Raw genomic sequence first — 22,318 nt, 5'->3', positions numbered from 1 at the left:
CTGCATTGAAAACGATGCGGCCGCAATCAGCGTGACAACGCAGGCGCGACAGCATCGGAATTGAACCCTTTCGTGCAGGGCCGAGTTCATGTCCGTTCTGTCGCTTACCGATGTCTACCGCGCGCGTCGCCGTATCGAAGGGCGCGTGTGTCATACGCCGCTCATCGAATCGCAGAGTTTGTCGGCGCGGGCCGGCACACCGGTGTTTCTGAAACTCGAAACCGTGCAGCCGACCGGCAGCTTCAAGCTGCGCGGCGCCACCAACGCCCTCGCCCGGCTCGCCGAACAGGGCTGCCGGAAAGTCGTGACCGCCTCGACAGGCAATCACGGCCGCGCGGTCGCGCACGCGGCCCGCGCGCTGGGTATCGAGGCGACGGTCTGCCTGTCGGCGCTCGTGCCGGGGAACAAGGTCGAAGCCGTGCGCGCACTCGGCGCGCAAGCGCGGATTGTCGGCAGAAGCCAGGACGAGGCCGAACATGAAGCGTTGAGACTGGTACGCGAAGAAGGTTTTGCCTACGTCCCGCCGTTCGACGATCTGCACGTGATCGCCGGTCAGGCGACGATCGGACTCGAAATCGTCGAGGCGTTGCCGGATGTCGCGAACATTGTCGTGCCGCTGTCCGGCGGCGGCCTGTTCGCGGGTATTGCATTCGCGGCCAGAAGCGCGAATCGCGCGATCGGCCTGACTGGCGTGACGATGGTGCGTGGCGCCGCGATGCATGCCAGTCTCGCGGCCGGCCAGCCGGTGCTGATCGAGGAAGTCGACACGCTCGCCGATTCGCTCGGCGGCGGCATCGGACTCGAAAACCGCTATACGTATGAGCTCACGCGCGATCTGATCGACGAAACCGTGCTGCTCGACGAGGCGTCGATCGCACGCGGCATCGCGCATGCATACCGGCATGAACGGCTTGTCGTGGAAGGCGCGGCGGCGGTAGGCATCGCCGCTTTGCTCGATGGCGCGTTGCCCGCCGAGCGTGTCAAACGCGGGCCGCTCGTGCTGATCGTGACGGGCGCCAACATCGATATGGACCTGCATCGCCGCATCGTCGATGCCGCGTCGCCCCAACTCACCTCGCACACTGCCCCATGACCTCGATCACGCTCCTCGGCGAAGCTGAGCTTCGCGAACTCGTGCCGCTCGACCTTGCCGCCATCGATCAGGTGGAAGCAGCCTTTCTCGCACTCGCCACCGAAGCCGTCGCGATGCCACCGATCCTGCGTCTCGATCTGCCCGAACGCAACGGCGAAGTCGACGTCAAGACGGCCTGGCTGCCGCGCTTCGATAGTTTCGCGATCAAGGTGAGCCCCGGGTTTTTCAACAATCCGTCGCTCGGCTTGCCCAGTCTGAACGGGCTGATGCTGGTGTTGTCGGCAAAGACGGGCCTGACCGAAGCGGTGCTGCTCGACAACGGTTATCTGACGGCCGTGCGCACCGCCGCCGCCGGCGCGGTCGCGGCGCGTTGGCTGGCGAAACAGCACACGCCGCTAGTCGCGGTGCTGGGCGCCGGCGAGCAGGCACGTTTGCAATTACAGGCATTGATGCTGGTGCGTCGCGTCGAACGCGTGCGCGTATGGGCGCGCGATCCGGCCAATGCGCAACGTTTCGCTGCGGAGATGACCGCCTCGCTTAGTGTGCAATGCGATGTTGCACGCGATGTCCATCACGCGCTCGCCGAGGCGGACGTTGCGATCACCACCACCCCAAGCCGCACACCGCTGATCGAAGCCACGGACCTGCATCCAGGTTTGCACATCACGGCGATGGGTTCGGACGCCGAGCACAAGAATGAAATCGCGCCGGCTGCGCTCGCGGCGGCACGCTATGTGTGCGACCGCGCGCAGCAAACGCGCGTGCTGGGCGAGTTGCATCACGCGCTGAATGCCGGCGTGATGCGCGCCGATGCAGTGATAACGGAGCTGGGCCAGGTGATTGCCGAACGGGCCGTGGGCCGCGCCAATGAAACCGACGTGACGATCTGCGACCTGACCGGCACCGGCGCGCAGGACACCGCGATCGCCGCGCTCGCATTGAAGCGAGCGCATGCTGCGGGGGCAGGGACGATTTTCCGCAATGACATGAAGCGCTGAGAGGGAACGATGTCTGCAACAACACAACGGGAACGGAATACGAGCGTAAGTGTTCCGGCGTCGAAACGTTCTACAACACGCCGCGCAAGCTGTACGTGAGGGAGTAAGAAATATGCGGGCATCACCTATTCAGCCGACGGTCGATTTCAATGCCGACGGCGAACAACACGGCTTTCTGAAGCTGCCACATTCACACGACACGTCCGCGTGGGGCGCGGAGATGATTCCGGTCACGGTGGTCCGCAACGGCGAGGGACCGACGGCGCTCCTCACGGGCGGCAATCACGGCGACGAATACGAAGGCCCAATTGCCTTGTCGAAGCTGGCCGCAACGTTGAAAGCCAAAGACGTGAAAGGGCGCGTGATCATCGTGCCGTTCATGAATTTTCCGGCGTTCCGCGCGGGCAGCCGCACCTCACCGATCGATCGCGGCAATCTGAATCGCAGCTTCCCCGGCAAGCCGGACGGTACGGTCACCGAGAAGATCGCCGATTATTTTCAACGCTATCTGCTGCCGCTCGCCGACTACGTGCTCGATCTGCACGCCGGCGGCCGCACGCTCGACTTCGTGCCGTTCGCCGCGATTCACCTGCTGCCGGATGCCGACCAGCAGGCCCGGTGCGAAGCGGCGATGCGCGCATTCGGCGCGCCGTATTCGATGCGGATGCTCGAACTCGATAGCGTAGGCCTGTACGACACGGCGGTCGAGGAAGCGGGCAAGGTGTTCGTCTCGACCGAACTCGGCGGCGGCGGTACGGCAACGGTGCAAAGCGTGGCGGTGGCGGAGCGCGGCGTGCGGGGTTTCCTGCAGCATGCGGGCATTCTCAGGCAAGACGAAGCTGAACGCGCAGCCGGGTACTCGGCCCCACGCACCACGACGCTGCTCGACATGCCCGACGGCAGCTGCTTTACGACGAGCGAACACGACGGTCTGCTGGAATTGTGCAGGGACCTCGGCGAGACGGTTGAAAGCGGCGAAGTCATCGCGCGGATTTACGATGCTTCGCGCACCGGCGTCGCCCCCGTCGAATATCGCGCGCGCCGCGGCGGCCTGCTTGCGGCCCGGCATTTTCCGGGCCTCGTGCGGATCGGCGATACGGTGGCGGTGGTGGCCGACGTCGTCGAGCGCGGCATACCGGTGACGCTCTGAGCACGATGAAACTGGACCGTTACGATCTGGCGATTTTGCGCATCCTCGCGCGCGACGGACGCATCACCAAGTCGCGTCTGGCCGAGGAGATCAATCTGTCGATCTCGCCGGCGTGGGAGCGCGTCAAGCGTCTGGAAGAGGGCGGTGTGATTCGCGGTTATCGCGCCGATATCGACTGGGTACGCGCTTTCAAAGGCAGCCGCGTGGTGGTCGAGGTCACGCTCGCGCGCCATACCGCGCAGGACATGCGGCGCTTCGAGGAGCGGATCGCCGCCGCGCCGGAGGTCCTGCAGTGTCATGCGACGGGTGGCGGCGTCGACTACGTGATGCACGTGATCGCACGCGATATCGACCACTATCAGCGGTTTATCGATTCGCTGCTGACCGACGAACTGGGTATCGAAAAGTACTTTACCTACATCGTCACGAAGGTGGTGAAGAGCAGCGCGGAAGGCTTGCCCGACTGGGCGGAACAATCGATCGGCGACGGCGGTTGAAGCATCTGGCGACCTCGCCAGAAAATCGCCACACGTCGCGGCGAATTCCAGAAGAAACACCGGCTTTGTGACACCAGAACCAAAAAAACCGCAGCGCCGCCGGACGTACAGTGACAGACATACATCGCATAAAGGAGAGCGGCATGTTGCTGGGTCATCCGGTTTTATTCAAATCGCTGTGCTACGTCGACGGGCGCTGGATCCACAGCGCGAGCGCGGCGAGCGTCGCCGTGCAGAATCCGGCGAATCAGGAGGTGCTCGGCCACGTGCCGATGCTCGACGCGTCGCAAATCACCGAAGCAGTCGACGCGGCGCAGCGTGCGTTTTCTACATGGCGCTGGCTGCCGGTCGCCAAGCGCTCGGCACTGCTGTTGCGCTGGCATGAGCTGATCCTGCGCCATCAGCATGATCTGGCTGCGATTCTGTCGCTGGAACAGGGCAAACCGCTCGCCGAATCGCGCGGCGAAATCGCCTACGGCGCGAGTTTCGTCGAATGGTTTGCGCATGAAGTGCGACGCCTGAACGGCCGCACGATTCCCACGCATATCGACGGCGCGCACCTGGGCACGGTGATCGAGCCTGTCGGCGTGGCAGCGTTGATCACGCCGTGGAATTTCCCCTGCGCGATGATCACGCGCAAGGCCGCCGCCGCGCTCGCCGCCGGTTGCACCGTGGTGGTGAAGCCCGCGCATGAAACCCCGTTCTCGGCACTCGCGCTCGCACAACTGGCGGAAGAAGCGGGCTTTCCCGCAGGCGTGTTCAATGTCGTGCTCGGCGAACCGCAAATGGCGATGGAAACATTGGTGCGCGATACCCGGGTGCGTTCGGTGAGCTTCACCGGTTCCACGCGCGTCGGTGCATTGGTCATGCAGACCGCGGCCCAGGCCGGCATCAAGAAGACGGCACTCGAACTCGGCGGCAACGCGCCCTTCATCGTGACCGAAGATGCCGACCTCGAGCAGGCCGTACACGTGGCGGTCGCGGCGAAGTTCCAGACATCGGGTCAGGACTGCTGCGCGGCGAATCGTATCTTCGTCGCCCGGCCGCTGTACGAAGCGTTCGTCGCGCAATATAGCGAAGCCGTGAAGCTGCTTAAGGTGGGTGCCGCTTTCGAGGCGGGCGTGGAGGTCGGTCCGCTGATGCATCAGGCGGCATTCGACACCACGGCGCAGCGCGTCGCCGACGCGAAACAGAAGGGCGCGCGCATTACGGCGGGCGGCGCGGCCCATGAACGCGGCGGCTGGTTCTTCGAGCCGACCGTGGTCGCCGACGCCGCGCCCGGCATGCGCATCTACGACGAAGAAAACTTCGCGCCAATCTCAGCGGTCTCGCCGTTCGACTCGCTCGACGAAGCCATTGAACGTGCGAACGACACCGAATACGGCCTCGCGGCGTATGTCTGCGCAAAAGACCTCAATACGGTGTTTCAACTGATTCGCCGTCTCGACTTCGCGATGGTGTCGGTGAACGGCGCGAAATTCACCGGCGCGCCGATTCCCTTCGGCGGCATCAAGTCATCCGGACTCGGTCGTGAAGGCGGGGCCGAAGGTTTTGAGCCGTTTGTCGAAACCCGCTATTTCTGCCTCGGCCAACTCGGCTTGCCGGTAACCGAGAGCCTTCCCGCTCACCGCGTAGCGACTGCCGCCGCCACCACGGTCTGAGCCAACCCAACCTATTCATCGATCACACGAAGGAGCTCCCCATGACCCAATTCGACCCACTCTTCGACGCCGACCGCGCGCACTTCATGCATCCCTCGACGCACGCTCACGACCATGCGAGCGGGGCACTGCCCGGCCGCATCGTGACGGGCGCCAAAGGCATCCGCATCGAAGACCATCAGGGCAAGTCGTTTATCGACGCGTTCGCGGGTCTGTATTGCGTGAATATCGGCTACGGCCGCACCGAAGTTGCCGAAGCGATCTACGAGCAGGCAAAGAAGCTCGCCTACTACCACACGTATGTGGGCCACTCGACGGATACGATCATCGAACTGTCGTCGCGCATTATCGACTGGGCGCCGCAGGGCATGAAGAAGGTGTACTACGGCATGTCCGGTTCGGACGCGAACGAAACGCAGATCAAGCTCGTCTGGTATTACAACAACGTGAAAGGACGCCCGAACAAGAAGAAGATCATCTCGCGCCAGCGCGGCTATCACGGTTCGGGGATCGTCACCGGCAGTCTGACCGGCTTGGCCAGTTTCCATCAGTATTTCGATTTGCCGATCGAGCGCGTCAAGCATACGGTGTGTCCGCACTGGTATCGGCAGGCGCCGGCCGGTATGAACGAAGCGCAATTCGTTGCGTACTGTGTGGAAGAACTGGAAAAGCTCATCGCGCAGGAAGGCGCGGATACGGTCGCTGCTTTCATCGCCGAACCGGTGATGGGCACGGGTGGCATCCTGCCGCCGCCGGCCGGCTACTGGCCCGCGATCCAGGCGGTGCTGAAGAAGCACGACATCCTGATGATCTGCGACGAAGTGGTGTGCGGTTTCGGCCGTCTCGGCTCCAAGATGGGCGCGCAACACTACGGCATCACGCCGGATCTGATCACCGTGGCGAAAGGCTTGACCAGCGCCTATGCGCCGCTGTCAGGCGTGATCGTGAGCGAAGGCGTGTGGGACGTGATCGACAAGGCGTCGCAGGAATTCGGCGCGATGGGTCATGGCTGGACCTACTCGGGTCACCCGATCTGCGCCGCAGCGGCGCTGGCGAACCTCGATATTCTCGAGCGCGAGAATCTCACGCAGAATGCGGCGCAAACCGGCGCGTATCTGCTCGAACAACTGCACGCGGCGTTCGATTCTCATCCCCTGGTCGGCGAGGTACGCGGCGTGGGCATGCTGGCCGCGCTCGAATTCATGGCCGACAAGGATGGCCGTCAACCGTTCGATGCAGCGCTGAAGGTCGGTCCGCGCGTTTCCGCTGCCGCGCTGCAGCGCGGATTGATCGCCCGCGCCATGCCGCACGGCGACATTCTCGGCTTCGCGCCTCCGTTGATCACTTCGCGCAGCGACGTCGACGAGATCGTGAAGCTGACACGCGCGGCCGTGGATGAAGTCGCGTCCCAGGTTCTTGCGCCGGCCGCTTCCGCCTGATGAATCGGCGTGCCGGTTCGTGTGCCGCCGCGGTTGGCGGCGCGCGGCCGGCGTTTCAACCGATGCTTAATGATCGTGCGGGAAGTGAATGGAATGCAGCCGGACCGGCGGATGATCGCGGGTCCGGCTGCGTGTCATGTCTGCCTGCAATTCAAGCCTGTTTTGCGGCCTGTGTGTAGTGCCGATCCGGAATCACGACGATGTTGCCCACGAAGCGCTTGGCCATGAATTGCGTTTGCGCTTCATGAAACGTCGACAAAGGATAGGTCGCAGCCAGAATCGGCTTGATCGTGCCGGCCTCGATATAGTCGAGCACGCGTTTGAAGGCCCCGCGCGTGCCTTGCGAAGACCCATTCAGCTGTAGCTGCTTCAAATACATCGTGCGCAAGTCCAGCTGGACTACCGGTCCGGCAATGGCGCCCGCCGTGGTGTAACGGCCTTCCGGCTTTAGCACGTTCAGCAGTTTGCCGAACAGCGCGCCGCCGACCAGGTCGGCCACCACGTCGACCGGGCGGCCGCGGGTCATCCGTTCGACATCCGCGACGAAATCCTCGCTGTCGCGAAGCATCACGCCTTCTGCGCCGAGCTTGAGCACCGCCTCCTCCTTGCCCTTGCTGACCACCGCGTAGGGAATCGCTCCGCGTGCGCGGCATAACTGAATGATTCCCGAGCCGACGCCGCCGGATGCGCCCGTAATCAGCACCGCTTCACCACGTTTGACGGCGGCGCGCTCGATCATCTGTTCACCGGTGTGATACGCACACCAGAACGTCGCGAGTTCGGCATCGCTGTACACGGAGTCGATGCGATGCGCGTTGTCCGCGGGCACCGCCGTGTATTCGGCGTAACCACCATCGCGGCCGTGGCCGATGTAGTCGATATCGGCGAGACTGTCGTCGTCGCGGTTATAGATCGATGCATCGACGATCACGCGTTCGCCGAGACGCGCATCGCTGATCCCGCTGCCCACCGCGACCACGCGTCCCACAATGTCCGCGCCCTGAATGCGTGGGAACGACAACGTCGAGCGGCCGCGCCGCCAGGTGGAGACGGCTTGCGGGTCGTCGTCCGTGCCGTAGGCGCCCTCGCGGACCCATACGTCGGTATTGTTCAGCCCACACGCGGTGACGTCGAGCAACACTTCGCCCGCTTGGCAGGCGGGAACCGGCACGTCGTCGCGATAGACGAGTTTGTCGAGGCCGCCGTGGGCGGTCAGCACGACGGCCTTCATGGTCTTCGGAAGCATGTTTCCCCTTTCACGTATCCCTGTGCGCGACGCGGTCGCGGCGGCACAGGGGTTGACGGGCTTACGGTTTGACGAACAGCTTGCGCGGCGTGTTGCAGAAGGTCTCGACACCGGACTCGGTAATCAGGATGCTTTCGGTGATTTCGAGTCCCCAGTCGTCGAGCCACAGACCCGGCATGAAGTGAAACGTCATGCCCGGTTCGAGGACTGTCTTGTCCCCCGGCCGCAGGCTCATCGTGCGCTCGCCCCAGTCCGGCGGGTAGCTCGCGCCGATCGGATAGCCGCAGCGGCTGTTTTTCTCGATGCCGTATTTGTGCAGCATCGCGAAGAAGGCGTTGGCGATGTCTTCACACGTATTGCCGGGTTTGGCCGCGGCGAGGCCCGCCTCGATGCCTTCCACCACCGCGCGCTCGCCGTCGATGAAATGCTTCGGCGGTTTGCCGAGATACACGGTGCGAGACTGCGGGCAGTGATAGCGCTTGAAGCAGCCGGCGATTTCGAAGAAGGTGCCGGCGCCTTTGGCGAAGGGTGTGTCGTCCCAGGTCAGATGCGGGGCGGCGGCGTCGGCGCCTGTCGGCAGGAGCGGCACGATGGCCGGATAGTCGCCGCCGTGACCCTCCACGCCGGTAATGCCCGCCGCGTAGATCTCGGCGACGAGGTCGTTCTTGCGCATGCCGGGCTCGATCCGCTCGACGATATGCGCATGCATCTTTTCAACAATGCGCGCGGCCACGCGCATGTATTCGATCTCGCGCGGCGATTTGACGGCGCGCTGCCAGTTGACGAGGCCGGTCGCGTCCTGCCATGTCGCCTGCGGAAGATGAGCGACGAGCGAACGATAGGCCGCGGCGCTGAAATAGTAGTTGTCCATTTCCACGCCGATCTTCAACGCATCCCAGCCGCGCGCCGCGATCACCTCACGGGCGAGGTAATCCATTGGATGCCGCACGGCGGATTGCACGTAATGATCCGGATAACCGACGATCTGATCGTGCTCCATGAACACGGTGCGCTTTGCACCATTCGCGTCCTGGCCACGGCCGAACCACACCGGTTCGCCGTCCAGCGCGAGCAGCACGCACTGATGCACATAGAACGACCAGCCGTCATAACCGGTCAACCAGGCCATGTTGGTCGGATCGGACACGATCAGCAATTCGATCCCTGCTGCTTGCATCGCTTTACGCGCTTTGCCGATACGGGCGGCGTATTCGGCGCGCTCGAACGGCAGGCGTACGACGGGCGCCGTGGTTCGCGGTTCCTGTTGCGTTGTATCTGACATCTTCCCCTCTCTGAGCGTGACGTCGTTGCGGAAGGAAGTGACTCATGCACGCGATGAGCCACCTGTGGGCATTTCTGGCCGCAGTCTAATGCCGCGAAAAACGGCTTTAAATGTGCTAGTTCAATCTTCGTTGCCGACCTGAATCGGGGGCGCGGACTGAGCGGCATTGTCGGTCGCACCGCGCCGCGCTTATAGGTGTTGTCCCTGACTGGCATGCCGGCTTATCGGGGCGCAGCCTTGTAGCGCCACGGTGCGGCCGGTTTCGCCGGAAAAAGAATTGTTCTAGAGCAATCAGATCCTGAATATGGCTTTGTATTCTGATTTGCATAGCCGTGCCATCCGCACCGCCGCCGCACTGCATTCAATCAAGCCAGGTAAGACGAATGGGAACCGAATTGATATGAAAACCGCGCGAGTCACCGACATGCTGGGCGCTTCAGGCATCGCCCCGGCGACCCTTCCGTCGGACTTTCCGGCGGCACCTGACGACACCTTTGCGCCACGCCGGGAGGCGCCGATGACCAAGCCGTTGATCAGCATAGATCGCATCACGAAGCGTTACGGCGCCCTGACCGTGCTCGATGAACTCTCGCTCGATGTGATGCCGGGCGAGAAGCTCGCGCTGATCGGTCCGTCGGGTTCAGGCAAGACCACGATCCTGCGCATTCTGATGACGCTCGAATCGATCAATGGCGGCCACATCGAAGTGGACGGCGAACAGCTGTTCCATATGCCGCGCGGCGGCCAGATGGTGCCCGCGAACGAGCGGCACCTGCAGAAGATGCGCGAGAAGATCGGCATGGTCTTCCAGCACTTCAACCTGTTTCCGCACAAGAGCGTGCTCGATAACGTGACGCTCGCGCCAATGCTGACCAAGGGCGAGAGCCGCGAGTCGGCGGAAAAGCGCGCGCTGGAACTGCTCGACATGGTCGGGATGGTGGATAAGGCACAGAGCCGTCCCGCGCAGCTCTCCGGCGGCCAGAAGCAACGCGTGGCGATTGCGCGGGCGCTGGCCCTCGCACCCAAGATCATGCTTTTCGACGAAGTGACGTCGGCGCTTGACCCGGAGCTTGTAGAAGAAGTGCTGAACGTGATGCAGCGGCTCGCCAAGGAAACCGACATGACAATGCTGCTCGTCACGCATGAAATGGGGTTTGCGCACGATTTTGCCGACCGCGTGCTGTTTTTCGACCGCGGCAGGATCGTGGAGGAAGGCAAGCCCGAAGATATCTTCAGTCATCCCGAGCATGAACGTACCCAGGCGTTCCTCCGCAAGATCATCGCCGCGGGTCACCGCATCTGATCGACCTCGCCACACACCCTCACCGTTGCACACCACCACGCTTTAGGAGCCAAAAATCATGAAATTGAAGGGGATTCTGATCACGGGGACGTTGTCGCTGCTGACCTTGACTGGCGTCGCGGTCGCGGCGCAAGACAAACTCGCGCAACTCAAGGAGCAGGGCTTCGCGCGTATCGCGATCGCCAACGAACCGCCGTTCACCGCGGTCGGTGCCGACGGCAAGGTGACGGGCGCCGCGCCTGATGTGGCGCGTGCGGTCTTCAGGAAGCTGGGCGTCAACGATATCGTCGCGTCGATCTCCGAGTATGGCGCGATGATTCCTGGCCTCGCGGTGGGGCGGCACGATGCGATCGCGGCCGGTCTCTTCATGACGCCGCAGCGCTGCGCGGCCGTCGCGTACTCGGAACCGGTGCTGTGCGCGGTGGAGGCGTTTGCCGTCAAGAAGGGCAACACCAAGAGCATCAAGACCTATGAGGAAATCGCCAAGGATCCCAAGGCTATGATCGGCGTGGAAGGTGGCACGACCGAACAGAAACTCGCGACCGCCGCGCATATTCCGACCGAGCGCGTCATCATCGTGCCGGACGGTCAGAGTGGCCTGAAGATGCTGCAGGACGGCCGCATCGACGCGTTCGCGCTGCCGCTGTTGTCGATCAGCGATCTGCTCTCGAAAGCGAAAGACGCCAATCTCGAATCGATCGCACCCGTGCAAGGCACCCCCGTGCAATGCGACGGCGTGGCGTTCCGCAAGCAGGACACCGCGCTGCGCGATGCTTTCGACGTCGAACTGAAGAAGATGAAGGAGTCCGGCGAGTTCGCGAAGATCGTCGAGCCGTACGGGTTCTCGGCAAAGGCGGCGATGTCGACAAGCCGTGACAAGCTGTGCGCGGCGAAGAACTAAATCTGCCCGGGCCGTCTGGTGCGCCATGCAGTAGCACGCCAAACGGCCATTCCGTAGCCTACGAGGTGCGCTTATGAACGACTGGTCCGGCTATCTGCTGCTGATTCTGAAAGGCGCGGAGGCAACCGTTGAACTCACTGTGATGGGGACGGTGCTTGCGCTCGTGATGGCGTTCGTCGCCGGGCTCGGGCGGCTGTCGCCATTCTTTGCGGTGCGCGCGCTCGCCACGTCGTATATCGAGTTTTTTCGCGGCACGTCGGTTTTCGTTCAGTTGTTCTGGGCGTATTTCGTCTTGCCGATGGCCGGATTCACGCTCACGCCGCTGCAGGCCGGTGTGCTCGCACTCGGCTTGAACGTGGGCGCCTACGGCGCCGAAGTGGTGCGTGGCGCGGTCGTCGCAATCGGCCAGGAGCAGAGGGGGGCATGCATCGCGTTGAATTTGTCCACCTATCAGCGCATGCGTCACGTGATCCTGCCACAAGCCTTGCCGCTGATGCTGCCGACCTTCGGCAATAACGCGATCGAGTTGCTCAAGGGCACGGCAGTCGTGTCATTGATCTCGCTTGGCGACATGACATTCCAGGCACAGGTTGTACGCTCGCAAACCGGTAATACGTTGATACCGTTCACGACGATTCTCGCGCTGTACTTCGCAATGGCCTGCCTGATTTCGTTCGGCGTGCGCAAGTTGGAACGCCGGATGACCTTTGGTCTCGACGGGATGAGGAGATAACCGTATGGAATGGGACTGGAGTTTCGCGCGCGAGATCATGCCGATCTTGCTGCAAGGTCTGAAGATCACCGTGCTCGCGACCTTGCTCGGCGCGGTGGTGGCGGCGGTGGTCGGCATGGCGTTCGCGATCTTGCGGCTTTCGCCGAATCGCGCGGTGTCGCGGACCACCACGGCCGCGGCGAGCTTTATTCGCGGCACACCGTTGCTCGTGCAACTTTACTTTGTTTTCTATGTGCTGCCCGATATCGGCATCCGAATGCCGGCGCTCGCCGCCGGTGTGCTCGCGCTCGGCGTTCATTACGCGACGTATACGGCCGAGGTCTATCGGACCGGCATCGAAAACGTACCCCGTGGGCAATGGGAAGCCGCCAAGGCGTGCAACCTGAGTCCGGCGCAGATGTGGCAGCACGTCATCTTGCCCGAAGCAGTGCCCCCGATGCTGCCCGCGCTCGCGAACTATCTGATTTCGATGTTCAAGGAAACGCCGTTGCTCTCGGCGATTACTGTGCTCGAATTGATGAACGAGGCGAAGATCGTCGCGAACACGGACTACCGTTACCTCGAACCCATGACGCTCGTCGGCGTGCTGTTTCTGTGTATCAGTCTGGTCGCGGTGATTGGCGTGAGACTGCTCGAAAAACGTTTTCCCAATCTCGGGCACTAAGCAATGCCGACTACCATCCATTCGCTGAACCAGGTGCCGGTTCTGGACGAACGCGCCTTCGAAAAACGCATCGGCCTTGTGATCCTCGCCACCGATCACACGACCGAACCGGACTTTGCGACGCTCGTCGCGAATGAGCGGATCAGCGTCTACGTGAACCGCGTGCCATACGCAAACCCGGTCACGCCGGACAATCTGCGCGCGATGCAGCCTTCGCTGACCGCGGGTGCGGCGCTGATTCTGCCTGACGAAGCGCTCGACGTGGTGATGTACTCGTGCACGTCGGCGTCCGTCATGATCGGCGACGCGGAGATCGAACGGGCAATTCATGCGGCGAAACCCGAAGCACAGGTCGTCACGCCCACGGCCGCCGCGGTCACCGCGCTAAAAGCGCTCGGCGCGCGCCGCATCAGCGTGCTGACGCCCTATACCGTTGAAACCAGCCAACCAATGGCCGAGTACTTTGCCGCACAAGGTTTTATCATCGACCGCTTCACGTGCATCGGCTTGACCGATGACCGTGAGATGGCGCGGATTTCGCACGACGATATCGTCGCGTTCGCGCTTGACGCGATCGCGGAAGAATCCGATGCGCTCTTCATTTCCTGCACGGCTGTGCGGGCAGCGGCGGTCATCGCGCGAATCGAGGCGTCGATTGGCAAGGCGGTCGTGAGCAGCAATCTCGCCACTGCGTGGATGTGTTTGCGTCTTTGCGGCGACAGCGCGGCCAACCCTGCGCGAGGACGGTTGATGACGCTGCCGCTGCCTGCCTCTCTGACCTAGGCATGGACGCGGTTTGTCGCTGAGTTCGGGCAGGTGATATTCTTGCTGCTTATCCGCGTTTCTACATGCTGATGCTGAGTGAGACGTGCTTTGCCAATCGCCAGCAGGCCTAAGCAACAACGGTTTCCTGTATAGCGTGGCACAGTACTGGTCGGGTCAGCTTCGCGCGAAAACGAACAAGCAGGATTGACAGTCATGAACGACAAGCGAGATGTTGCGCCGGACAGCACAGCAGCGCGCGTTGCCTTGTGGCGCGCTCTGCATGTCGAAGCCGACCCGCCGCCGTATGTACTGGAAGACGAAATCGGCCTTAAGCTACTGGCTCCGGACGAGGGCTGGCGCAGCCGTGGAGACATGGACCCGCAGTTTACGCGTCTCTTCCGCGCCTCAATCGTGGCTCGTGCCCGCTTCATCGAGGACCTGGTCGTGAAAGAGACCGGCCGCGGGCTTGGTCAGTATGTCATTCTCGGTGCCGGCCTTGACAGCTTCGCACAGCGGAGGCCGGAGATCGCGTCCCGCCTCAGGGTGTTCGAGGTCGACCAGCCAGGTCCTCAGGCGTGGAAGCGTCAGCGCCTGATCGAGCTCGGCTTTGGCGTCCCCGACTGGCTGCGTTTCGTGCCGGTCGATTTCGAGGCGGGGGAGGCCTGGCGGGACCGGCTCGTGACTGCCGGTTTCGACGACAGCAAGCCGGCAATCGTGGTCTCCACGGGCGTCAGCATGTATCTCACGAGGGAGGCGAACGCGGCCACGCTGCGTCAAGTCGCGGCCCTCGCTCCACAATCGACGCTCGCTATGACATTCCTGCTCCCGCTGGAGCTGGCCGACCCCGAGGTGCGCCCCGGGCTCGAGATGGCGGAGAAGGGCGCGCGAGCAAGCGGGACACCGTTCCTCAGCTTCTTCACCCCGCCGGAGATCGTGGCGCTGGCCCACGAAGCGGGCTTTAAGGACGCACGGCATGTCTCGGCGGCGGACCTCACCCGGCGCTACTTCGCGAGCAGGACAGACGATTTGCGCCCGCCAAACAATGCGGAAGAATTGCTGGTGGCAACTACGTAGTTGGCCCGCACGCCGGCCGACCCAGATGACCGTACGAATGAGCGAGGCTTTTTCTGTGTTCCTCAATAAGTCTTTTCTGACCGGGCAAAACCCGGCACGTGTGAGCATCACGGAGGGCGTTCACCTTGATTTGGGCTGCGGCACTCGCCCCCACAACCCGTATGGAAAATCGAAAATTTGCGGCGTCGACATACGGCCACTCTCCGTTGTCGGAACAGATGAAATCAAATGCGCCAATCTTGCTGTCGAAAAAATACCATTCGACAGCGATCAGTTTGACTCCGTCTCGGCCTTCGATTTTCTGGAACACATTCCAAGAATACTGTCGAGCGCCGACGGGAAATCCACAATTAACCCATTCATTACCTTGATGAATGAGATTTGGCGCGTGCTCAAACCTGGCGGACGATTCTATGCCTTGACGCCATGTTATCCATCTAGAGCTGCGTTCCAGGATCCAACCCACGTCAACATTCTGACGGACACGACGCACGATTATTTTACCGGTGCCGAACCGCTTGGGAGAATGTATGGATTCACTGGATCTTTCCGCGTGATCACGGCTGAATGGACAATACCGGAACTTGTACAGACTTCCACCAAACTGAGCTTGCGTCAGGAGATGTCCAGAAAACGACGTGCAAAACGGGGAGCGCTTTCGTATTTTCTCTGGGATTTTGAGGCTCAAAAATAATTATTCGAAACACCCGTAGCCGGATCCAGATAGCAATAGTCATCCCACACCCCCATGAATATGTATCGAAGGCAATTCTGGCGCCATTGCAGAGCGCCTTTTCTTACACATACTGAGGCATTGACCGGCGGCTTTCGGAAGGCGTACCCAACCACTGGGGGCCGCGACACCATGTAGCGGGATATCGGCAAAAATTGCTCAAGCAAGCCCACGTCACAAGTTGGATTTACCTCATGCTCAAGGGTACAGCCGCGCGATAAATATTCTTCACGTTGCCAAACGTTTGCGGTCCTATCTGTTTTTTCTATCCGGTTGCATACTGCCTGCGGGGACTCGGTCGAGTACCGACTGCACTTTGAATGTGTCGTAGCGCACTTGATTATCAGTCCGCCGCAACTAGAGTTCCGCCTGCAGGACCGATTTTTGCTGGGTACGGGGCGCGCCCGGATGCTTGCACGGCGCTTGGTCAATCAACGAAAAAAAATATATCGCCATGACTTTAGTCAAAGTATCGCTACGTGAGGTGAAGCTGGGGGCTCCGCTTGAATTCTCGGTCTATTCGGCGGCGGGAAAGCTCTTGCTTAGTAAGGGGTACGTACTGCAGAGCGCGTCGCAGATCGACAGGTTATTCGATGTGGGCGCGTTCCGGGACCAGAGCATACCTTCCCGCCCAACATCTGAAGCCGGATCACGGCTTCCCGTCTTCACGCCCACTCGCAGACCGTCCGAAGCTCCGATTGCGACGAATACGGACTTCCCCGCAATGATCGTCAAACCTGAGGCGTTCCACCTGAGCATCGTCGGCGGGGATGGCGTGCCGATTGCGTCGAACCTCGTCGGAGTCGTCAGCGGGCGAGGACTGTTGATCACTGTGGACAGCCATTTCGAGGCGCTGCTGCCGGGCACGGAAGTCGAAGTGAAGATCCTGTTCGGACGCAACATCTACCGTTTTTCCACCAGAGCTGTCGGGCGCAGTGCGGCGCCTTTCGAAATAGTGACCCTCGATTACCCGCAAGCTGTCAGCAAAGTAACCCTGCGGCAGCATTTCCGGGTGAAGACAGCACTGACCGGCCGCCTGCTTCGAAACGACGGCATGACATCGGGATTTGACGCGTCGATCGTCAATCTCAGTCTCAGCGGGTTGCGGCTATCGCTAAGCAGTGTGAGCCTGAATGTCGGGGAGCATTTCCAGCTGTCTATCCGCTTGTGCATCAATGGGCGCTTTCAGGCGGTCATGCTGAACTGCGTCGCGCGTAACCGCAGCCAGCGCGAAGAAGCGACGTTGATTGGCGCCGAGTTCGGGGCATTGAGCGATAAGACCAGGCGACTGGTGAAGGACTTCGTCTTCGAGGCGGCGACCGGCGCGGCTTCCTAGCGGCCGTTCATATGCTTTTGCGACGGCTACGATGCGCGACGCGACGTTCGATCGTGTGCGCGACAGTCAGTGGCGCGCTGGTTCGAATGAGCTCCCCGTCGTGCCGGCAACCCGGGGACCAGTACGGAACCGGGCGCTACGCGCGGAGTGCCTTCGCCAGATCCGCCAGACGATAGGGCTTGTGTATAAATGTGAATTCGCCAAGCTCACCGTGGTCGCGGCGAAGCGCCGCCAGCGGATAGCCGGAACTCAACACGATCTTGACAGCAGGATAGTCGTGGCTCACAAGCCGAGCCAGTTCGATACCGCTCATCCCTTGCCCCATCACGATATCGCTGAACAGGATATCAATGGAGGGGTTAGCCTTCAGTATTTCAACCGCGTCCGACGCGTTACCGGCCACGACGACCTCATAGCCGATACTCTGGAACAGTTCCGAAGCCGCCGCTAGCAAATCGGGTTCATCGTCGACCAGCAACACGGTCTCGACGGACAAGCGGGCGGCATACTCGTCTGCGCTGTTCGCGTCTTGCTCGACGAGGGGGAAATAGAGCTCGATGGTGGTCCCTTCACCCTCGACGCTTCTGATCACGAGGTCACCCCCCGATTGGGTGACGAATCCATACACCTGACTTAAGCCGAGGCCCGTTCCGCGTCCTGGTTCCTTGGTCGTAAAAAAGGGATCCAGCGCGCGCATTGCCACCTGCTTCGGCATACCCGTGCCAGTGTCCGTGACCGAGACTCTGGCATATGCACCGGCTGGAAGGGTGCCAACCGCACCCTCGGGGAGTTCGACCCGCTCTATGCTAATGACGATTTCCCCGCCGTCGGGCATCGCGTCGCGTGAATTAGCCACGAGATTGAGTAGAGCCGCCTCGAACTGCGGGACATCCAGCAAAACCGTCAGATTTTGGAAAGCGGGCCGGACTTCACACTTGATCGACGCGGTTCCCACACGTTGTAGCATGGGCTCGAACTCGCGGATCAGCCCATTGAGATGAAGCCTCTCGGCTTTTAGCGGCTGTTGGCGGGCGAAAGTGAGAAGCTGCTGGGTGAGGGACGCCCCACGATCCACGGCGCGCTGCATGGTCTGGATCATTTTGGCGTCCAGATGTGTTCGCGACTGCGCGGTGAGCACCTGCAAACCGTTCGCCAGGACGGCCAGGAGGTTATTGAAATCGTGTGCCACACCGCCCGTAAGCTGACCGATGGCTTCCATTTTCTGCGCATGGGCAAGCGCCTGATTGGCCTGATCCAACGCCGCCGCAGCTTTCCTGCGTTCGGTAACGTCGCGCGTGATTTTTGCGAAACCGATCAGCGTCCCTTGTTGGTCCCGGATCGCGTCTACGATCACGTGAGCCCAGAACCGGCTTCCATCCTTGCGAAGCCGCCACCCTTCCAGCTCCGCCCGACCGTCTTTTGCAGCAATGGCCAGCGTCCTTGCAGGCGTCCCGGAGGCGCGGTCCTCCTCGGTATAAAAACGCGAGAAGTGTTTGCCGATGATTTCGCCAGCCTGATACCCCTTGATGCGCTCGGCGCCGGCGTTCCAGCTGACAACCTCACCTGCCGGAGACAACATGTAGAGTGCGTAGTCCGTCACGCCCTGGACGAGGAGGCGAAACTGCTGCTCGCTGTGGCGCAACGCCTCCTGCGCCGCCTTGCGCTCTGAGATGTCGCGCGTTACTTTCGCAAACCCGATCAGGACGCCGGTTGGGTCGCGAATCGGATCGATGACGACACTGGCCCAGAAGCGCGAACCATCCTTGCGCAAACGCCACCCTTCGGCCTCGAACGCGCCATGTTCAGCAGATGTGTCCAAAGCCCTTTGGGGCACGCCTGACTGCTTCTCTTCTTCTGTGTAAAACATGGAGAAGTGCCTGCCGATCACCTCGCTCGCTGTGTAACCCTTGAAGCGCTCCGCGCCGGCGTTCCAGCTGACGATGAAGCCGGCCGTATCCAGCATGTAGATCGCGTAGTCCTTCACACTGGTGACGAGCAGTTCGAACCGCTGCGCGTCGCTCAGTGCATCCAGCGGCGGGCCTTGACGAGTAATCATTGTCAGTGTGCGAAAGGATGAAAGGGGTAGGACGGCTGTCCTATTGTAACGTCGGCTTCGGCCTATGGCTGAGTCAGGTGGGATTGGCTTGAAACGCCGGTTCGACGCGATGGAGGCCTTCGGATGGGCGACCGGTGGCCTCTGAGATGAAGCTCTGCTCGAGCATCTGGCCGCGACCGCCCTGCAAAGGCGTCGCACCGCCGCAGGAAAGTGGATGTAATGTGTATGAATGTTGCAGGCGGTGGCAAGGCTGTCGCCGGCGCGTGTGTGCGTCGGCGCCTGCTTTCGCCTTTATCAACCTTCGGGAGGGTGGACGATGGAACTCAGACTGGATAGACGCAATATTGTCGTCATTGGCACCTCGGCCGGGGGCGTCCAGACGTTACGTGACCTCTTCGGCTTGCTTCCTCATGATCTGCCTGCCGCAGTGCTCGTCGTCCAGCATACGCCGCCATACGCTCCGAGCAAATTGCATGAAATTATTGCCAGAACCACCGGACTCCATGTGAGCCCCGCAGTTGATGGCTCGGCGTTGCAGGCAGGCACGGTGCACGTTGCCGTCGCTGACAGACACTTGATGGTCGAGAACGGAGTAATACGACTAACTCGGGGTCCCAAGGAGAGCCGCGCGCGCCCCTCAGTTGACGTTCTATTCCGTTCCGCGGCAGCATGGTTCGGCGACCGCGTAATCGGCGCAGTACTCACTGGAGCGCTCGACGACGGGACCGCCGGGCTTTGGGCAATCAAGGATCGTGGCGGGCTTGCCTTTGTCCAGGAGCCCGCTGAAGCCGATTTCAGTTCGATGCCGGAAAGTGCCATTCAACACGTCGATGTCGACTTCGTCGGGCCAGTAGCGGCGCTTGCAGGCAAAATTGCGGCGAGTGTATCCGAAGAATACGAACCGGCAGCCACGATCGGCGGCAAGTGGCGGATGGAGCGCGAAAACCAGATCTCGGCGAGTGGTAAGGGAATCGAAAACGGCGTTATGGACCTCGGGCCGGTCTCGAAGTACACCTGCCCGGACTGCCATGGCGTTCTTGTTCAAATAAACGAAGGGTCCATTGTGCGATTCCGTTGCCACACGGGGCACGCCTTTTCAATGAAGACGCTCATCGCCGGGGTCAACGCGGCGATTGACATCGGCTTGTGGGATACGCTCCGAGCGGTCGAAGAGCGCATCATGTTGCTTCGCCACATGGCCGCTACGGCCGAAGGAACAGGCAACCTGGAAGAGGCTGGGCGCTGCAGAACCCAGGCCGACGAAGCGGAACGGCGCCTGAATCCGATAAGGGAGCTTGTTCTTGATCCGGATTTCTTCGGACATGACCCGAACTCCTGAAGCATGCGATGCACAGGAGCCGCATTGCTCGTGTGATGGAGCCGTCGGCAATCGCCGCCTTCGCCCCGCATTCTCATTGAAAGCCGATTGATAGCCAGGCGGGGCAGCGCATCACCCAGTTCGGGTGTTTCCTGATTCAGATAGCGCGCTGCCACGCCGTTAATCAGTGTCAACCCGCTGACGGCTCGCGCATTCGTTGCAGCGCCAGTGTGGTTTTTAACCCTGAACCTGGCGATTGGGCCGGCGATGGCTGGCTATGGAGAACGCGGCGTGAACCGAATTAGCTTGAATACCAAACTGTGGCTTGCCTTATTGATTACGTGGCTTGGCCTGCTGGGTCTCGGCGGCTGGGCGGCGTGGCAGTCGCGCACGACCATGCTGTCGGAGCGCAAGTCGGCGGTGCAAAACGTGGTCGAATGCGCGTACGGCATCGTGGCCGACTACGCGAAACTCGTCGATCGGCACGAACTGACGCTCGATCAGGCGAAGCAACAGGCAATGGAGCGACTGTCGGTGATGCGCTATCCCGGCAATGGCTACATGATGATCACGACGGCGACACCGGTCGTCATCATGCATCCGACGCTCGCCGATCTGCGCAACAAGGACGTCACACACTACGCGGATCCCGACGGCAAGCTGCTGTTCGTCGACATGGTCAAGCTCGCGCAGTCGCAAGGCCAGGGCTTCGTCGGCTATATGGCGAGATTGCCTGGCAAGACTGAACATGTGCCGAAAATCAGCTTCGTCAAACGCTTCGACGCGTGGGACTGGTATCTGATGTCGGGCGTCTACGTGAACGACATCAACGAAGCGTTCCGCGCCGATCTGCTGCGTTATCTGATCACCATTCTCTTGATAGGGAGCTTCAGCACGATCGCGCTTGTGCTGATCATCCGCAACGTGAAACGCAGTCTGGGCGGCGAGCCGGCGTATGCGGCGCACGTGGCGGAAACCATCGCGGACGGCGATCTGTCGCGTCCTGTTGCATTAGGTAGCGGCGATAAGCAAAGCATGTTGTTCGCGATGCAGCGCATGCAGAGCCGGTTGGCGGACACGATCGGGCGCATTCGCGGCGGCACTGAAACGATCACCGTCGCGGCGGAGCAGATCGCGGCGGGCAATCTCGATCTGTCGGCGCGTACTGAAGAGCAGGCGTCGTCGCTGGGCGAAACCGCAGCGAGCATGGAGCAACTCACGGCGACCGTGAAGCAGAACGCCGACAATGCATTGCAGGCGAACCGGATGGCGCTCAGCGCATCGAAGCTCGCGGGCGAAGGCGGCGAGGTCGTCGAGCAGGTGGTCGCGAACATGCAGAACATCGCGGCGAGTTCGGCGCGCGTGGTCGACATCATCTCGGTCATCGAAAGCATTGCGTTTCAGACCAATATTCTCGCGTTGAACGCGGCCGTCGAAGCCGCGCGTGCCGGCGAAGAAGGGCGCGGCTTCGCAGTGGTAGCGGGCGAAGTGCGCAATCTTGCGCGCCGCAGTTCGGATGCGGCGAAGGAGATCAAGAGCCTGATCGAGGACTCGGTGGAACGAGTCGACGACGGCAAGGCGCTCGTCGAAAAAGCGGGCGGCACGATGCATTCGCTCGTTGACGCAGTGAAGCGCGTCAACGACATCATCAGCGAAATCTCGGCGGCCTCCGAGGAACAAAGCCGCGGCATCGAGCAGGTCAACGTCGCCATTGCGCAAATGGACGAGACCACGCAGCAAAACGCGGCGATGGTCGAAGAAGCCGCTGCCGCCGCGCAATCGATGCAGGAACAGGCGCAGATGTTGCGCGACGTGGTCAACGTGTTCCGCCTGCAAGGCGAGACGGTCTGACGATGTGCCGGATGGCGGCGCGCAGCATTCGGACAAACCGGCGCGTTGCCTTCGATCGAGCCGCCTTCGCGCCGCGCGTAAAAGCCGAAAAGGCGGACGTCCCGCCTGCCACTTGGCGCCCGCAGTGACTTTTCCTCACAATACCCGGCCTTAATATCCATTGAGCCGGGACCCTTCGACTCCGATAATTTGTCTACCAGACTTGCCAACCGCGATCG

The 22,318-nt window shown here is 61.6% G+C and carries 19 protein-coding genes; 16 read left to right on the top strand and 3 right to left on the bottom strand.

Annotation, left to right across the window (positions count from 1 at the left end; all coding sequences use genetic code 11):
• The first annotated feature begins 88 nt into the window (after nucleotides 1-88).
• From eutB to ACAX43_RS16940, 6 genes are all read left to right on the top strand, one after another.
• Nucleotides 89-1,093, top strand: a complete 1,005-nt coding sequence (eutB, locus tag ACAX43_RS16965) for a hydroxyectoine utilization dehydratase EutB (protein WP_370709563.1) — start codon at nucleotides 89-91, stop codon at nucleotides 1,091-1,093.
• Nucleotides 1,090-2,091, top strand: a complete 1,002-nt coding sequence (locus ACAX43_RS16960; protein WP_370709562.1) for a cyclodeaminase — start codon at nucleotides 1,090-1,092, stop codon at nucleotides 2,089-2,091. The genes eutB and ACAX43_RS16960 overlap by 4 nt, the downstream gene beginning before the upstream one ends.
• Nucleotides 2,092-2,203: 112 nt before the next feature.
• Nucleotides 2,204-3,241 carry a N(2)-acetyl-L-2,4-diaminobutanoate deacetylase DoeB gene (gene doeB / locus ACAX43_RS16955; RefSeq protein WP_370709561.1) on the top strand — a complete coding sequence of 346 codons (1,038 nt, stop codon included), beginning with the start codon at nucleotides 2,204-2,206 and terminating at the stop codon, nucleotides 3,239-3,241.
• A 5-nt stretch (nucleotides 3,242-3,246) separates the two neighbouring features.
• The gene (locus tag ACAX43_RS16950) at nucleotides 3,247-3,738 is read left to right on the top strand and encodes an Lrp/AsnC family transcriptional regulator (RefSeq protein WP_370709560.1); all 492 of its coding nucleotides are present in this window, start codon (nucleotides 3,247-3,249) and stop codon (nucleotides 3,736-3,738) included.
• A gap of 143 nt (nucleotides 3,739-3,881) precedes the next feature.
• Nucleotides 3,882-5,399 (top strand): NAD-dependent succinate-semialdehyde dehydrogenase, encoded by a 1,518-nt coding sequence (locus ACAX43_RS16945; protein ID WP_370709559.1) that lies wholly within the window; start codon nucleotides 3,882-3,884, stop codon nucleotides 5,397-5,399.
• A 41-nt stretch (nucleotides 5,400-5,440) separates the two neighbouring features.
• A complete protein-coding gene (locus tag ACAX43_RS16940; protein WP_370709558.1) occupies nucleotides 5,441-6,838 on the top strand; it encodes an aspartate aminotransferase family protein in 1,398 nt (465 codons plus the stop codon).
• Between the two features lie 151 nt (nucleotides 6,839-6,989).
• On the opposite strand, the gene ACAX43_RS16935 is transcribed toward ACAX43_RS16940, so the two are convergent.
• Entirely contained in the window at nucleotides 6,990-8,084 is a 1,095-nt protein-coding gene (locus ACAX43_RS16935; RefSeq protein WP_370709557.1) for an alcohol dehydrogenase family protein, read from the bottom strand.
• A 61-nt stretch (nucleotides 8,085-8,145) separates the two neighbouring features.
• Nucleotides 8,146-9,366, bottom strand: a complete 1,221-nt coding sequence (gene doeA, locus ACAX43_RS16930; RefSeq protein WP_370709556.1) for an ectoine hydrolase DoeA — start codon at nucleotides 9,364-9,366, stop codon at nucleotides 8,146-8,148.
• A gap of 400 nt (nucleotides 9,367-9,766) precedes the next feature.
• On the opposite strand from doeA, the gene ehuA reads away from it, so the two are divergent.
• The 8 genes from ehuA to ACAX43_RS16890 all read left to right on the top strand — a co-directional run bounded on the left by ehuA (nucleotide 9,767) and on the right by ACAX43_RS16890 (nucleotide 16,875).
• Entirely contained in the window at nucleotides 9,767-10,669 is a 903-nt protein-coding gene (gene ehuA, locus ACAX43_RS16925) for an ectoine/hydroxyectoine ABC transporter ATP-binding protein EhuA (RefSeq protein ID WP_370709555.1), read from the top strand.
• A gap of 58 nt (nucleotides 10,670-10,727) precedes the next feature.
• Nucleotides 10,728-11,570, top strand: coding sequence for an ectoine/hydroxyectoine ABC transporter substrate-binding protein EhuB (gene ehuB / locus ACAX43_RS16920; protein WP_370709554.1), 843 nt, complete (start codon nucleotides 10,728-10,730; stop codon nucleotides 11,568-11,570).
• Nucleotides 11,571-11,643: 73 nt separating this feature from the next.
• The gene (gene ehuC, locus ACAX43_RS16915) at nucleotides 11,644-12,303 is read left to right on the top strand and encodes an ectoine/hydroxyectoine ABC transporter permease subunit EhuC (RefSeq protein ID WP_370709553.1); all 660 of its coding nucleotides are present in this window, start codon (nucleotides 11,644-11,646) and stop codon (nucleotides 12,301-12,303) included.
• A 4-nt stretch (nucleotides 12,304-12,307) separates the two neighbouring features.
• Nucleotides 12,308-12,967, top strand: coding sequence for an ectoine/hydroxyectoine ABC transporter permease subunit EhuD (ehuD, locus tag ACAX43_RS16910; RefSeq protein WP_370709552.1), 660 nt, complete (start codon nucleotides 12,308-12,310; stop codon nucleotides 12,965-12,967).
• A 3-nt stretch (nucleotides 12,968-12,970) separates the two neighbouring features.
• Nucleotides 12,971-13,750: an ectoine utilization protein EutA gene (eutA, locus tag ACAX43_RS16905; protein WP_370709551.1), complete on the top strand. Its 780-nt coding sequence runs from the start codon at nucleotides 12,971-12,973 to the stop codon at nucleotides 13,748-13,750.
• 195 nt (nucleotides 13,751-13,945) lie between these two features.
• Nucleotides 13,946-14,806 (top strand): class I SAM-dependent methyltransferase, encoded by an 861-nt coding sequence (locus tag ACAX43_RS16900; protein WP_370709550.1) that lies wholly within the window; start codon nucleotides 13,946-13,948, stop codon nucleotides 14,804-14,806.
• A gap of 37 nt (nucleotides 14,807-14,843) precedes the next feature.
• Entirely contained in the window at nucleotides 14,844-15,500 is a 657-nt protein-coding gene (locus ACAX43_RS16895) for a methyltransferase domain-containing protein (protein ID WP_370709549.1), read from the top strand.
• 763 nt (nucleotides 15,501-16,263) lie between these two features.
• Nucleotides 16,264-16,875: a PilZ domain-containing protein gene (locus ACAX43_RS16890; protein WP_370709548.1), complete on the top strand. Its 612-nt coding sequence runs from the start codon at nucleotides 16,264-16,266 to the stop codon at nucleotides 16,873-16,875.
• A gap of 136 nt (nucleotides 16,876-17,011) precedes the next feature.
• Here the strand turns inward: ACAX43_RS16890 and ACAX43_RS16885 are convergent, their stop codons facing one another.
• On the bottom strand, nucleotides 17,012-18,931 hold the full coding sequence (locus ACAX43_RS16885) for a PAS domain S-box protein (protein ID WP_370709547.1): 1,920 nt from the start codon (nucleotides 18,929-18,931) through the stop codon (nucleotides 17,012-17,014).
• 316 nt (nucleotides 18,932-19,247) lie between these two features.
• Here ACAX43_RS16885 and ACAX43_RS16880 point away from each other — a divergent pair, with 316 nt between their 5' ends.
• Both ACAX43_RS16880 and ACAX43_RS16875 read left to right on the top strand, forming a co-directional pair.
• Nucleotides 19,248-20,270, top strand: a complete 1,023-nt coding sequence (locus ACAX43_RS16880) for a chemotaxis protein CheB (protein WP_370709546.1) — start codon at nucleotides 19,248-19,250, stop codon at nucleotides 20,268-20,270.
• A gap of 270 nt (nucleotides 20,271-20,540) precedes the next feature.
• On the top strand, nucleotides 20,541-22,100 hold the full coding sequence (locus ACAX43_RS16875) for a methyl-accepting chemotaxis protein (RefSeq protein ID WP_370709545.1): 1,560 nt from the start codon (nucleotides 20,541-20,543) through the stop codon (nucleotides 22,098-22,100).
• The last annotated feature ends 218 nt before the right edge of the window (nucleotides 22,101-22,318 follow it).

Source organism: Paraburkholderia sp. IW21, from assembly GCF_041321145.1.
Lineage (GTDB): Bacteria > Pseudomonadota > Gammaproteobacteria > Burkholderiales > Burkholderiaceae > Paraburkholderia.
Note: the sequence above shows the minus strand (reverse complement) of the source record. Positions and strands in the feature narration are given on the sequence as shown.